Genomic DNA, 13,545 nt, shown 5'->3' with positions numbered 1-13,545 from the left:
GGCGTGGTACTGCAAGGGGCGGCGCCACCGGGAACCCACTCCACGGTACGCCTTCACCGGCGGCACGGTCTTGGCCTCGGGCACCGGGCGAGCGATGGCCTCCGGGGGGCGTCTGTCCGCTAGCATGGGATGCGGCCACTGGCTGGCCAGGGCCTTTAGCTCAGTTGGCAGAGCATCGGACTTTTAATCCGCGGGTCGCGGGTTCGATCCCCGCAGGGCCCACCGCACAGCGGCCCCTGAATCGGCATCACGCCGGGTCAGGGGCCGTTTCCGTGCCCTATGCCAAGGTGTGCTCGCTCCTCACCCGAGCTGCGACGTCGGCAGTCCCCGCCGTTCCGGTCTCCAGGAATCAGGTTGACCGCAAATGTTTCGGAAAAGTCTCGGTGGCACTGCCCAGATCAAGATTTGATAACCGCATGACGAGTTCTGCGGCTCGAATGAGGGGCGGAACCGTTGAACCACTCTGAAGATAGTGGCCGCGACACGCGCTGTCCTCGCGGTTCTGGGCCGGTCCGTTGAGTTCGGTCATCGCCCGATCAGTGCCGTGACCTGCCCTCGCGGCCCCGGGGTGGCCCTATCGCCGAAGGGTGTCCATGCCTAGGGTGGGGCGCATGAGTGCTTTCCCCCGGGTGCTCCGTCGGCGCATGGTGCTTGGCGGTGCCCTTGTGCCTGCAGCCGCCGTGGCGGCGCTGCTTGCCGCACCCGCGGCGACGGCCGCACCGGCCATCCAGCGAACACCCGTAGCGCACACCTCGATCTCGCCGGCGCAACGCGTGGCCTCCTTCGACTTCAACGACGCCCTTCCCGAGAACCCCGACCTGTTGCGGCAGATGCTGTGGATCAAGGAGGGGCAGGTGCCCTCCGCAGCCCCGGATAACCTGCGGGTCGCCACCTTCTCGGCCGGGCTGAGCCGCTCCGGCCCCGGGGAGCTGACCGAAGATCTCTCCGCCCCCGGGGATGAGCAGGGGCAGCAGGTGGCCGAGACCGTCCAGCGGGCCGCGCCGGACATCGTGCTGCTGACGGACGTGGACGTGGACGGCGGCGAGGAGTTCGCCCAGTCCTTCCGGACGAACTACCTGGCCGTCGGAACGGGTGGGCAGCAGGGCATCGACTACCCCTACATGTACGTGGCCGAGGTCAACAACGGAGTGGACACCGGGGCGGACCTGGACAACGACGGCATCATCGGCGGCCCCGGGGACGCGTTCGGCCCAGGCGAGTTCGCTGGCCAGCACGGCATGTTGCTGTACTCCAAGCATCCCCTGGACACGGAGGGCATCCGCACCTTCCAGGAACTGCCGTGGGATTCCATGCCGGGCAACGCCATCCCGGAGGACACCTTCTCCGATCTCGAGCGGTCCGTCCTGCGGCTCTCGTCCACCTCGCACTGGGACATCCCCGTACAGGTCGGCGACCAGACCGTGCACGTGCTGGCCGCCCGGCCGGATGATGGCGAGAACGGCTTCGGTGGAGCGGAACGTCACCACGACGAGATGCGGCTGTGGGCGGACTACGTCTCAGGTGACCCGGCAGACTCCGCCTACATCGAGGACGACGAGGGTCAGTCCGGCGGTCTGGGCGAGGGCGAGTCCTTCATCCTGGCCGGCGAGTTCGGACCGCTGACCGGCACCGCCCTGGACGATGAGGAGCATCCCTCGGTCATCGCCGGCCTGCTGGAGTCGGAGGCGATCCAGGACCCGGAGCCCACCTCGCGCGGCGCCGGGGCCCTCACCGGGGACGAGCATCCTATGGCCACCGAGGTGGTGGGCCGTGAGGGCGGTGACTGGACGGTGGCACGATCGGACTACCTGCTGCCGTCGTCCTCCCTGACCACCGCCGCGTCCGGCGTTTTCTGGCCCCAGTCCGGTCAGCTCGGCTCGCACCTCACCCGCGCCAATGCCCCCGGTGGCGAACCGGGCGAACCCAACGAGACCACCCCGAGTGAGCACCGCCTGGTCTGGACCGACCTCGACCTCGGCTCCGGAAGCGACTGACGGGCCCGTGCGGGAGACCCTGTCCACCGGCCACCACGTGGTCTGGTCACGGCCCGAGTCGCAGCGCCACGGCACTGACCTCGTGCTGGTCATCCACGGCTACGGGTCCAACGAGGTCCGGGCCGCCCAGGCCTACTTCGGGATGCTTCCCGAGAACGCCACGGGCCTGGCCGTACGCGGCGGGTTCGAGATCGACGCCGGCGCCGCGCCGGTCATGGAGGGCACGGACGGTGCCGGGGCCGGTCCAGGCTCCGATCCGGGCGCCTGGGGCTGGTTCCTGCTGGACTATTTCCTGACGAACGACTTCGCCGAGGTGGTGGCGGCCGCCCATCGGGTCTTCGACCTGCTCGATGCCGATGAGGTCACCCGGAGCGGCTTCCGGACGGTCTCGGTGCTGGGCCACTCCCAGGGGATGGCCATGGCCTCCACGGTGTACCGGCTCCGACCGGAGGCCTTCAGCTGCGTGGTGGGCCTCAGCGGCTTCGTGCTCTCCAACCCGTTGCTGGAGACCCTGGACTCGCCCCCGGAGGGCCCGGGGCCCAGGCCCTTCTTCTGGGGCCGGGACGTGGAGGATCTCGTCATCAACCCGGATGCCATCGCGTACACGGCCGGCTGGCTGGACGCCAACACCCGGCTCACGGCCCGCACCTATGAGGGCATGGGGCACGGGATGAGCGCCGAGGAGGCCCGGGACGTCCGGATCTTCCTGAAGCACACGCTCCGGTAGCGTCGTCGGTAGGATTCACCAGTTCCAGGAGGCCAGCACCATGGCAAAGAAATCGATCATCTCGACGGTCGCCGGGCAGAAGGCGACCGATTTCGCCCTGAACCGGGCCGTGGACCCGCATGGGAACCCGACCCCGGCCTTCCAGAAGATCGTGCTCAAGGCCGTCGAGGTCCAGCGCCCGCTGGTGCTGCGCAATCTCAACCGCCTGCGCCGATCACATCCGGAGGAGACTCCAGCCCAGCTCGCCGAACGCCTGGGGACGCAGTACCTGACCGCGGTCACCGGAGGCGGGGCCGCCGTCGGGGGTACCGCCGTGGTGCCGGGGGTCGGCACGGCCGCCGCCCTGGGCCTCTCCGCCGCGGCCACCATTGGCTTCCTCGAGGCCACGGCCCTGTACGCCCAGTCCGTGGCGGAGCTGATGGGGGTGACCACCGACGACCCGCAGCGCGCGCAGACCCTGGTCATGGCCGTGATGCTCGGTGATGACGGCCGCAAGCTCCTGCGTGACTTCACCAGCCAGGCGAATGGCTCCGGGTCCGGCCCGCTGGCAGGCGCGGTGGCTGCCATCTCCGGGGCGTCAGGCATCTCCGATGCGCTGTTCCAGCAGATGAAACGCATGTTTATGAAGAAGTTCATCGTCCGGCAGGGTGCCGGCATGCTCGGTCGCCTGGTGCCCTTCGGGGTGGGCGCCGTGATCGGCGGCGTCGGTAACCGGTCCATGGGCAAGAGCGTCATCAAGGCGGCCCAGAACATCTTCGGGCCCCTGCCGGCATCACTGCCCGGGGGGCTGGTGACGGACCTCCAGGCCCTGCCGGCCGGGAAGAAACCGAAACCACGGCGTTCCGACTCGGGCTCCCGTGGGGCGGGAGAGTTGACCGCGGAGGCGGAGGACACCGGCACGGATCCGGACTTGGCGGCCCTACTCGAGGATGACGTGCGCGCGGACATCGAGGCACTGCGTGCGGACGGCACCCTCGACGCCCTGAAGGCGGAGGACCCGGCCGGGTTCGCGGCGGACGTGGAGGCCGCCCGCGCCGAACACCGCCGGAACCGCATCCGCGGACAGTGAACCGCCCCGTCAGTACAGCTAGCCGAAGGCCAGCGTGGCGACCGTGTAGATCGCCAGGCCGGCCAGGGCTCCGACGATGGAGCCGTTGATCCGGATGAACTGCAGGTCCCGGCCCAGGTACAGCTCGATGGTGCGGGAGGCCTGCCGGCCATCCCAGCGTTGGATGGTCTCGCCGAAGATCGCCACCAGCTCCGGACCGTAGCGGCGGGCCAGGTGCTGGGCGCCGTCGGAGGCCCAGCCGTCCACCCGGCCCGCCAGCGCCGGATCCTCCTCGAGCCGGACGCCGACGTCCTGCAGGGCGGCCACCAGGGCCAGATGCAGGTCAGACCCGGGATCCCGCAGCTGGGCCAGCAGCGCCGACTTGGTCGTCGCCCACGCCCGCTCGGCCCACTCCCGCATGCGCGGATCGTTGAACAGCTCCCTCTTGGCCTGCTCCACCTTCGCCCTGGTGGCCGGATCCCGGTGCAGGTCAGTCACCAGGTCCGCGAGCCAGTCATCCACGGAGCGGCGCAGCTCGTGGTCCGGATCCTCTCGCACGGCAGCGAGGTACTTCAGGGCCTCGGCATGAATCCGCTCGGCCAGCAATTGGTCGACGACGCCCGGCACCCACTGCGGGGAACGTTGCCGCACGCTGTTCAGGAAGAACTCGGGGTGCCGGGTGACCCAGTCTCCGGTCCGGGCCACCAGCAGGTCCACCACCTGATCGTGGTGGCGTTCGGCGGTCACCTTGCCCAGGACCTCGGACAGAGTGGGCGCCCAATCGGGGTCGATCATGTGTTTCTGGGCCAGATTGGCCAGCAGGTCCCGCACCAGGACATCGTCCATGGCATCCAGGATCCGTTCGGCGGAGGCGGAGACCTCCACCGCCACCCGCTCCGCATGCGGGCGCTGGCGCAGCCAGGCCCCGGTGCGGTCGGCGAGTTTCAGCCCGGCGAGCTTCTCCCGGGCCACGTCCCCGTCCAGGAAGTTCTCCTGCACGAAAGCTCCCAGGGACTCCCCGATGGTGTCCTTCTTCCGCGGAATGATCGCCGTGTGCGGGATCTTCAAGCCCATCGGGTGCCGGAACAGGGCGGTGACCGCGAACCAGTCGGCGAGGGCGCCCACCATGCCGCCCTCGGCTGCCGCCCGGACATACCTCAGCCAGGGGTGGTCATCCTGCAGGGCGAAGGACACCACGAAGACCGCCGCCAGCAGCACCAGGACGCCCGTGGCCACCGCCTTCATCCGGCGCAGGGCGGAGGCGCGCTGGGCCTCGGAGGGGCCGGCGTCGAGCATCATGTTCTCCATAGGTCCTCCGGCCGGGGTCAAAGTGTCAGCACAAGTTAACCAGCCCGACGCCTGCCGCCGGCGGTTTCCGTGGGGCGGGCCCCCTAGCCTGAGGATGTGTTCGACACCCCAGGCCCCGGCACCACCCCGAGCCATACCGACGTCGACCGGCACCGGCCGTTGCGGCGACCGCTGGTGATCGCCCACCGGGGGTCCTCCGGAGCCTACGCCGAGAACACCCGCGCGGCGTTCCTGCACGCACTCGCCGAGGGCGCGGACGGCGTGGAGGTGGACGTCCACCTGACCCGGGACCGGCACCTGGTCTGCCTGCACGATCCGACCCTGGAGCGCACCTCAGACGGATCAGGTTCCGTGGCGGACCATACGCTGGCCGAGCTGCGCCGGCTCGACTTCCACCGGTGGAAGGGCGTGCGGATCCCGGGCGAGTATGGTTCCGCCTCCGCCCAGCTGCTGACGTTGCCGGACCTGGTCGAGTTGCTCGTTGCCGCCGGCCGCCCCGTGCGGCTGGCCCTGGAGCTCAAGCATCCGAGCCCTTTCGGTCATGAGCTCGAGGAACGCGCCCTGTCCTGGCTGCTGGGTGCCGGCTGGGATCCGGAGACCTCGGCGATCGGGGCGGTCGAGGTGACGTTCATGAGCTTCTACGCCGGCTCCCTGCAGTACCTCGCGCCGTTCGTGGGTTCCGAGTACCTGTGCCAGCTACTCTCCGTGGTGCCCGCCGAGCCGGTGCCGAGCCGCTTCAACCTCGGCCCACTGAGCCGTGCCGCCGTGCGGGCCACGCTGCGCCAGGCCGTGGCGGACGGCGAACGGTTGATCTGGGAGGGCCGTACCGGCATCGCCGGGCCGGGGCTCGCCTACGTGCGCCAGAATCTGGCCGACGTGAAGGCGTGGCTCGCCGCGGGGCGCACCCTGCGGGTGTGGACGGCGGACCGGGACGAGGACGTGGACCTGCTGCTGAGGGCCGGGGTGCAGCAGATCACCACGAACCTGCCGGCCCGTGTGCTGGAGCGGGTGCGACGCCATGAGCGCGTGCTGGTCGGCACCCCGGCCTGAACGTCAGCGCCTCCCGGGCAGGCGCATGAGCTGCTCCAGTGGTCCGATCGGCCGCCATCTCACCCACAAGTGGGCCAGTAGGACCAGCACCGCGGACAACACGATCGTGATGAGGTAGCCCCGGAGCAGGGTGTGCGGCTCCGGCCGGATGATGGCGGCCAGGACGAACAGGTGCGCCACGTAGATGCTGAGGGACAGCCGTCCGGCCGAGACCAGCATCCCCAGGCGGCGGTCCACGAGGTCCCCGGCCCAGAGGAGCCCGCCGATGGCCACCAGTGCCGTACCGATGCTGGAGATCAGCCACAACGGCATCTGCGAGTGTCCCACGGCGGACAGGAGCCGGTCCCAGCCGATCTCGTCGCCCGGCTGGCCCAGCAGCCGGATCAGCACCTGCGAGAGTGCGTAGGCGCCGGCGGCCGCACCACCGCCCCACAGCACCAGCCGCTTCTGCAGCCTGCGGTCGGTCAACGGCGCCCGTCCCAGGATGAGCCCCACCAGGAAGGGCACACACCACACGAGTACCGGGTAGGAGCCGGAGATGAAGATCCGGTGGAGCAGGTGGGGCACGTCGTTGCTCAGGTCCGGGTCGGCGAACTGGAAGACGGTCCCGGAGGCCAGCTGCACCCCGATCCAGACCACGGGTCCCACGGCCAACAGGATTCCTGCCAGGGCGGCGAGGACCGGCGTCGGAGCCCTCAGCAACGGCAGGGACAGCAGGAACAGCGCCCCGTACACGGCGAGAATGACACTGACGTTGTGGCCGAGTTCCTGCAGGGCCAGTCCGCCGGCGAACAGCAGCGCGGAGCGCCACAGCACTGTCCGCCACGGCAGCCGCCCGCTGGGTGCGCGGGCGGCCCGGGTCAGGAAGGACATCCCCACCCCGGCCAGCACCACGAACAGGATGGAGGCCCGCCCCACCGGCAGGTCGTACACGAATCCCGCCATCCCTGGCTCTCCCCGAGGACCCACGTTCACTGCGATCATGCCGACGATGGCCAGTGCCCGGGCCGCGTCGAGGCCGGTCAGGCGCACGCCGGGGGGCGGAGACGCCGCGGAGGAATCCGAGGCGGCCGGCACGTTGGCTGGGGTCATGGAAGCCATTCTGTCCTGTGCGGTGGTGGTGGCGGGGGAGGTCGTGGGCAGTGTAGAGAAGGCGACTGGTTGAGGCGCCCAGCCGCCGCCCAGACGGCATGCAGGCGGAACCGTTAGGATCGCTCGGGCCCGCCGTACTCGAGCACCCGAGGAACCCTGATGCAGCGGTCCCGCACCTCCGTCCCCGCCCTGGCCCGCGTGGCCGCCCTCTCGGCCGCGCTGCTGGCCCTGGCCGGATGCGCCTCCCCAGCACCGGATGAACCGTCCGGACCGGCGTCCGGCTCCCCATCCTCCTCAGCCTCCGGTCCACCCTCGAACGGCACCCCCGGAACGACGCCGGCCCCGTCGGCCTCCGAGGCGGCCCTCCAGGAGCAGGCAGTCGCCGCCGGACACCCGGCGGCGGTGGAGGTCGGGGCCGAAATCCTGGAACAGGGCGGCAATGCCGCCGATGCCGCCATCGCCACCGCCTTCGCCGTGGCCGTGGTGGAACCCTTCGCCTCGGGCATCGGGGGAGGTGGTTCGGCGCTGGTCGCCCGCGGAGACGGTGACCCGCAGGCCTATGACTACCGCGAGACCGTGGCCCAGGACGGGAACATCCCCTCCTCCGGCACCGGTGTCCCGGGTTTCGTGGACGGTATGGCCACCCTGCACGCCGAACACGGCTCCCTGGAGTGGTCCGAGTTGCTGGCCCCCGCCATCGAGCTGGCGGATGAGGGGTTTCCGGTCTCGCCCCTGTTGGCCCAACGGATGCGCTCTGACTACGGGCCCGGGGCCATCAAGGAGCAGGCCCCGTTCCACTCCGGTGGGGGCGCGGGGGGAGCCGCGCCGCTCGAGGAGGGGGAGACCCTGGTCCAAACCCAGTTGGCGGCCACCCTGAAGACGCTCGCCCAAGAGGGCCCGGACGCTCTCTACACGGGAAGCCTGGCGGACGACCTCACCGCCGTGGACGGGCTCGATGCCGAGTCCCTCGCCGCCTATGAGACGGTCACCTCCACACCGGTCAGCGGCCCGGTCGGTGACTACGAATACGTCTCGGCCGCACCGCCGCTGCCGGGCGCCGCCGTCGTGCAATTCCTGCAGGTCGCCGAGGCGCTCGGGGTGGCGGAGACCGAGCCCGGCTCCGCGGAGTACGTGGACGCCATGGCCGCGGCCTGGCAGGTGGCGGATGCCAGCGTGACGGAGTCCTTCGGGGACCCGGCCTTCGTGGACGTCCCCGTGGAGCGGCTCACGGACCCGGAGGCCAACGCCGAGCTGGCCCGGACCGAGGTGGCGCCGGCCCTCACCTCCTCCACCGAGTCCGCTGCGCCCGCTGAACCTGCTGAGCTTGTTGAAGCGGGGAACACCACGCACCTGACCGTGGTCGACGACGAAGGCCTGACGGTGTCCATGACGAACACGATCACCAGCTTCTGGGGCGGCGCCGAGTCCAGCACCGTCGGAGGGTTCTTCCTCAACAACCAGTTGTCCCGGTTCGAGGCCCTGGACACCCCCGCCAACCAGCCGGAGCCGGGGCGCAAGTCCGTCAGCTGGTCAACGCCCAGCCTGGTTCTGGACTCCGAGGGCCGCGTGGTGATGGGACTGGGGTCCCCGGGCGGGCAGGTCATCCCCGCGATCCTCGCCACCGTCATGGTGCCCTGGGCCCTGCAGGACGTGCCGTTGCAGGAAGCGGTCGACTCCCCGCGCCACTACCTCCAGGACGGTGCGCTCTCCCTGGAGGAACAGCCCGCGCAAGACGTGGCCGCGCTGATCCGCCAGCGTGGGTGGCAGCCGCGTGTGACCGAGCGGGCCGATGCCGTCTTTGGCTCGGTGCAGGCGTTGGAGATCGACTACGGGGCCGGCACCATCACCGGGGCCAGGGATTCCCGGCGTGAGGGTGACGTGGCGGTGGTGCCGGCGGATTGACAGGTAAGGGTGTGTCCCCGCAGGTCGCGCCGGTGCCCAGGTGCAGGATCGACGAAGATTCCTCGACTCGCGGACAACCACACTAGTCTGTGGTGCACAACGCACGGAGTAGTAACGAGGGGCACAGATGTCAAGAGGCGACCACGTGGACATGGGGCATCCCGTCCACAATCCGAACATCGTCGGTTTCACCGACGCCGAGATCAACGAGACGCCCGTCAAGGTCAAATGGAATTCCCTGGGCCCGGGCATCGTGGCAGCCGCGACCGGTGTGGGTGCGGCCGACCTGGTCGCCACCCTGACGGCGGGCTCCCGCTATGGCTATGCCCTGATGTGGGCCGTGGTCCTGGGCGTCATCTTCAAGATCGTGCTCGTGGAGGGTGTGGGCCGGTACTACCTGTCCACCGGCAAGACGATCTTCCAGGGCTGGCGCACCCTCGGCGTCTGGACCAGCTGGTACTTCGGCATCTACATCATCATCTGGGGCTTCGTCTACGGTGCCACCGCCATGAGTTCGGTGGCGCTGCCCCTGTCGGCGCTCTTCCCGGCGGTGGACTCCAAGGTCTTCGCGATCGCCGCCGGCCTGATTGGCATGAGTTTGGTCTGGCTCAACAAGTACAACCTCATCGAGAAGCTGATGACGGTGCTGATCGGCATCATGTTCATCACGGTGCTGTGGTCCGCATTCCTGACCGCTCCGAACATCGGGGAGATCCTCACCGGCCTCATCCCGCGCATCCCCGAAGAGGATGGGTCCATGTTCTACGTGCTCGGCCTGGCCGGCGGCGTGGGCGGCACCATCACCCTGGCGGCCTACGGGTACTGGCTACGTGAGAAGGGCTGGAACCGGCCCAAGTGGATGAAGGTCATGCGGTATGACAACGCGGTCTCCTACTCCCTCACCGGCATCTTCGTCATCGCCACCATGATCATGGGCGTGGAGCTGCTGCACTCGGCCGGCCTGGCGATCTCCGCCGGTGACGAGGGGCTGCTGGATGTCGGCAACGTGCTGGCCGAACGCTACGGCGAGGCATACTCCTACGTCTTCCTCATCGGCTTCTTCGCCGCGTCCTTCTCCTCCCTGCTGGGCGTCTGGCACGGTGTCTCCCTGATGTTCGCCGACTTCTGGACGAACTTCCGCAAGCCCGCGGACAGCCTTGACCAGGACGACGCCCCGTCGCTGAGGTCGAAGCCGGCCCGCTTCTACCTGATCTGGCTGACCATCCTGCCGATGTCCCTGCTGTTCCTGGACCGGCCGATCTTCCTGATCCTGCTTTACGGCACGCTCGGCGCGCTGTTCATGCCATTCCTGGCGGTCACCCTGTTGGTCCTGAACAACCAGAAGCGGTTGGTCCCCTCCCAATTCCGCAACAACTGGGTGCACAACGGCCTGCTCGGCATCACCGCCCTGGTGTTCGTGGTGCTGGGTGGCAGCGAACTGGTCAAGGCTGTCTCCCCGCTCTTCGACGGCTGACGCGGCCCGGGGGCTTCGGTCCGCCGGGGGTGGTGGGGCAGACTGGGCACATGATCATCGCCTTCTCTGTCTCCCCCTCCGGCAACCCCCGTCCCGATGGCCCGGCCGCCCAGAGCCGGCCCGGGGACGGTTCCGTGCACGACGCCGTGGCTGCGGCCGTGAAGGTGGTCCGCGGTTCCGGCCTGCCCCACCGCACCTCCTCGATGTTCACGGAGATCGAGGGTGAATGGGATGAGGTCATGGGCGTGGTCAAGCAGGCCGTCGAGGCCGTGGCCCCCTTCGGGTCCCGCATCTCCCTGGTTCTCAAGGCGGACATCCGTCCCGGCCACACCGGCGAGTTGGACGGCAAGCTCGAACGGCTGGAAGCAGCCCTGAAGGACCAGTGACCCGGCGAGGACACGGTGCCGCCGGCACCCGCTACTACGTTCGCGACGCCGCCCCGGCGGACCTCGAGGCCGTGCTCTCCATGAAGGCACGGGCCTGGCGGGAGGCCTACGGGCACCTGCGGGACGAATCGTTCTTCGCCGCCGCGGAGGCCACCCTGGACCGCCAGGCCGAACACTGGCGTGGGCTGATGGCGAAGGGGCAGGTCCTCTGGATGGCGGAGGACACCCGGGGTCGGTGCGTGGGCCTGGCCGCGGCCGGCCCCGTCCAGGACCCGCCGGATGCCGATCTGCCGCAGACTCAACTCTCCGCGCTGTACGTCCTGGCGGAGGCCCAGGGCAGCGGCGTGGCCGATGCCCTGCTCGAACGGGCGATCGGCGACAGCCCGTGCCTGCTGTGGGTGGTCGAGGACAATGCCCGCGCCCAGTCCTTCTACCGGCGGCACGGCTTCGCCGCCGTGGGGGATCCTGTACCCCTGGACGGCCCTTGGTCCGGGCTGACGGAACGGCTCATGGTGCGCCGTGGCGGGTGACCGCGGTTCGAAGTCCGGCAAGAACAGAGCGAAAGCCGGCAAAGCCGGGGCGAAGGCGGCCCAGGGCGGCGTGAAGGACCACCGCGTCGAACGCGGCCGCCGCCGCGGCGCAGACGAGCCGGTCATCGAGCCCGGGGTCTTCCCCATCGACGCCGGCACTGCCGAGATCCTGCGCGACCCGTTCACGGACGGCGCCTGGCTGCTCAAGCTCAACGGGGCGGAGTCTTCCCAGATCAATCCGGAGACCCCGCTGGACTTGGGCTTCGAGTACATGCGGTGGATGGCCGCCGTCATAATGCACCGGTGGGAACCGGATGCCGGGTTGCGGATCCTGCACCTCGGTGGCGCCGGGTGCACCCTGGCCCGCTGGGCGGCGGTGTGGTTCCCGAATGCCCGGCAGACCGCCGTTGAACTCGATGCCGGCCTGGCCGCCCTGGCACGGGCGCGCTTCGCCCTTCCCCGCGCCCCGCAGCTGCGCATCCGGGTGGCGGAAGCGGGCGAGGTGCTGGCCGGGGCACATGAGGGCAGCCGGGACGTGATCATCCGGGACGTGTTCGCCGGGGCCACTCCGAAGGACCAGTTCACGCCCAGACACCTGCTCGGGGTGGAGGCGGCCCGGGCCGCGGCCCGCGTGGTGGGAGACGGGATCTACCTCGTCAATCACGGCGGGGGCCCGGATCTGACAGCGGCCCGGCAGGAGGCGGCGACCCTCCGAGAGGCGTTCTCCACGGTCGCCGCGCTGGCCGATCCACAGATGCTCAAGGGGCGGCGCCGGGGCAACATCGTATTCGTGGCGAGCAACGGGCCGTTGACCGGAGGGGGCACCCGCCGGGACGCCCTCGTGCGCCACCTGCTGTCCGACCCCCTGCCCACGCGCCTGGTGGAACCCCTCGATGACTTCACGGCGGGGTCCAGGTACTGCGGGGAACCGTTGCTGGGGTCCTAAACTGGAATCACCATCAGCCCGTGTCAACGAGGACAACGGCGTGAATGACAGGAGGCCGTCATGACCGGTTCGCACGAACAGGACAACACCCCCAGCACCCAGGACGCCGCCACCACGCACGGCATCGTGGTGGGTGTGGACGGCTCCGAGCAGTCCGTCTCGGCCGCCAAGTGGGCCGCCCGGGAGGCCGAGCTGCGCGGATTGCCGCTGACCCTCGTCACCGCCTACACGATGCCCGTGTTCGCGGCCTCGGCCCTCGAGGCCGGCTACGGCGTTCCGGATGACACGATGATCCGTGACGGCGCCATGCAGGTGCTGCAGGGCGTGGTCAATCAGCTCGGCCAGCTCGAGGTGCCGCTCGTGCATCGCGTGGAGATGGGGGATGCCGCCGGGGTCCTCGTCGACTACTCCGCCAACGCCAACCTGCTGGTGGCCGGTACGCGTGGACGCGGCGGCTTCTTCGGCCGGTTGCTCGGGTCCGTGGCCTCCGCCCTGCCCGCCCACGCCAAGTGCCCCGTGGTGATCGTCCCCAAGGGCGAGCACGCCTCCCGTGCCGCTGCCGGGGTTCCCGTCATCGTGGGCGTGGACGGTTCCGAACAGGGCCGGATCGCGGCCCTCGCCGCCGCCCTCGAGGCCGAGGTCCGTCAGTCCCCGCTGCGCGTGGTGATCGCCATGCCGCCGATCTCCGGGGCCGTCGCCTGGCTGCCCGCCACCGTGGACGAGCAGTCCCTGGTGGGGGAGATGCGGGAACGGCTCGAGGCCGGCATCGACTGGCTGAAATCGGAGTTTCCGTCCCTCGAGATCACCTCGGACATCGTGGACGGTGTCCCCGTGGACGTCATGGTCAACGAGTCCAAGACGGCCCGGCTGACCGTGGTCGGCACCCGCGGTCACGGCGGCTTCACCGGCGCCCTGCTGGGCTCGACCTCCCAGGGCGTCATCTCCCACGCGCACGGTCCCGTCATGGTGGTCCCGTACCTCAAGGACAGCCGACTGGCCCACCGCGCCAGCTTCGGCCCCACCTTCTCCTGAGCTTTGCGGGCAGAAATTGGTACTTATTTCTGCCCGCAAAGCTCACCGGGTTCACC

12 protein-coding genes and 1 tRNA gene are annotated in these 13,545 nt (G+C 69.8%); 11 read left to right on the top strand and 2 right to left on the bottom strand.

Annotated elements, in window-relative coordinates:
- Positions 1 to 149: 149 nt before the first annotated feature.
- The 4 genes from ABD134_RS08640 to ABD134_RS08625 all read left to right on the top strand — a co-directional run bounded on the left by ABD134_RS08640 (position 150) and on the right by ABD134_RS08625 (position 3,790).
- Positions 150 to 222, top strand: a tRNA-Lys gene (locus tag ABD134_RS08640).
- Between the two features lie 389 nt (positions 223 to 611).
- Positions 612 to 1,994: an endonuclease/exonuclease/phosphatase family protein gene (locus ABD134_RS08635; RefSeq protein WP_344228648.1), complete on the top strand. Its 1,383-nt coding sequence runs from the start codon at positions 612 to 614 to the stop codon at positions 1,992 to 1,994.
- A gap of 7 nt (positions 1,995 to 2,001) precedes the next feature.
- Positions 2,002 to 2,721, top strand: coding sequence for an alpha/beta hydrolase (locus tag ABD134_RS08630; protein WP_344230804.1), 720 nt, complete (start codon positions 2,002 to 2,004; stop codon positions 2,719 to 2,721).
- 40 nt (positions 2,722 to 2,761) lie between these two features.
- Positions 2,762 to 3,790: a hypothetical protein gene (locus ABD134_RS08625; protein WP_344228646.1), complete on the top strand. Its 1,029-nt coding sequence runs from the start codon at positions 2,762 to 2,764 to the stop codon at positions 3,788 to 3,790.
- A gap of 18 nt (positions 3,791 to 3,808) precedes the next feature.
- On the opposite strand, the gene ABD134_RS08620 is transcribed toward ABD134_RS08625, so the two are convergent.
- Positions 3,809 to 5,077, bottom strand: a complete 1,269-nt coding sequence (locus tag ABD134_RS08620) for a DUF445 domain-containing protein (RefSeq protein WP_344228644.1) — start codon at positions 5,075 to 5,077, stop codon at positions 3,809 to 3,811.
- A gap of 159 nt (positions 5,078 to 5,236) precedes the next feature.
- On the opposite strand from ABD134_RS08620, the gene ABD134_RS08615 reads away from it, so the two are divergent.
- A complete protein-coding gene (locus ABD134_RS08615; protein WP_344230802.1) occupies positions 5,237 to 6,127 on the top strand; it encodes a glycerophosphodiester phosphodiesterase family protein in 891 nt (296 codons plus the stop codon).
- 3 nt (positions 6,128 to 6,130) lie between these two features.
- Here ABD134_RS08615 and ABD134_RS08610 read toward each other — a convergent pair whose 3' ends face one another.
- Positions 6,131 to 7,219 carry a DUF418 domain-containing protein gene (locus ABD134_RS08610; protein WP_344228642.1) on the bottom strand — a complete coding sequence of 363 codons (1,089 nt, stop codon included), beginning with the start codon at positions 7,217 to 7,219 and terminating at the stop codon, positions 6,131 to 6,133.
- A 159-nt stretch (positions 7,220 to 7,378) separates the two neighbouring features.
- Between ABD134_RS08610 and ABD134_RS08605 the strand changes: the two genes are divergently transcribed.
- The 6 genes from ABD134_RS08605 to ABD134_RS08580 all read left to right on the top strand — a co-directional run bounded on the left by ABD134_RS08605 (position 7,379) and on the right by ABD134_RS08580 (position 13,489).
- On the top strand, positions 7,379 to 9,121 hold the full coding sequence (locus tag ABD134_RS08605) for a gamma-glutamyltransferase (protein ID WP_344228640.1): 1,743 nt from the start codon (positions 7,379 to 7,381) through the stop codon (positions 9,119 to 9,121).
- A gap of 127 nt (positions 9,122 to 9,248) precedes the next feature.
- Positions 9,249 to 10,595: an Nramp family divalent metal transporter gene (locus tag ABD134_RS08600; protein WP_344228638.1), complete on the top strand. Its 1,347-nt coding sequence runs from the start codon at positions 9,249 to 9,251 to the stop codon at positions 10,593 to 10,595.
- A gap of 50 nt (positions 10,596 to 10,645) precedes the next feature.
- The gene (locus ABD134_RS08595; RefSeq protein WP_344228636.1) at positions 10,646 to 10,981 is read left to right on the top strand and encodes a thiamine-binding protein; all 336 of its coding nucleotides are present in this window, start codon (positions 10,646 to 10,648) and stop codon (positions 10,979 to 10,981) included.
- Entirely contained in the window at positions 10,978 to 11,511 is a 534-nt protein-coding gene (locus ABD134_RS08590; protein ID WP_344228635.1) for a GNAT family N-acetyltransferase, read from the top strand. Before ABD134_RS08595 ends, ABD134_RS08590 begins: the two co-directional genes overlap by 4 nt.
- The gene (locus ABD134_RS08585) at positions 11,501 to 12,457 is read left to right on the top strand and encodes a spermidine synthase (RefSeq protein WP_344228634.1); all 957 of its coding nucleotides are present in this window, start codon (positions 11,501 to 11,503) and stop codon (positions 12,455 to 12,457) included. Before ABD134_RS08590 ends, ABD134_RS08585 begins: the two co-directional genes overlap by 11 nt.
- 60 nt (positions 12,458 to 12,517) lie before the next feature.
- Positions 12,518 to 13,489: a universal stress protein gene (locus ABD134_RS08580; RefSeq protein WP_344228633.1), complete on the top strand. Its 972-nt coding sequence runs from the start codon at positions 12,518 to 12,520 to the stop codon at positions 13,487 to 13,489.
- Positions 13,490 to 13,545: the final 56 nt, after the last annotated feature.

The sequence above is a fragment of the Citricoccus alkalitolerans genome (genome assembly GCF_039528175.1).
Classification (GTDB): Bacteria; Actinomycetota; Actinomycetes; order Actinomycetales; family Micrococcaceae; genus Citricoccus; species Citricoccus alkalitolerans.
Note: the sequence above shows the minus strand (reverse complement) of the source record. Positions and strands in the feature narration are given on the sequence as shown.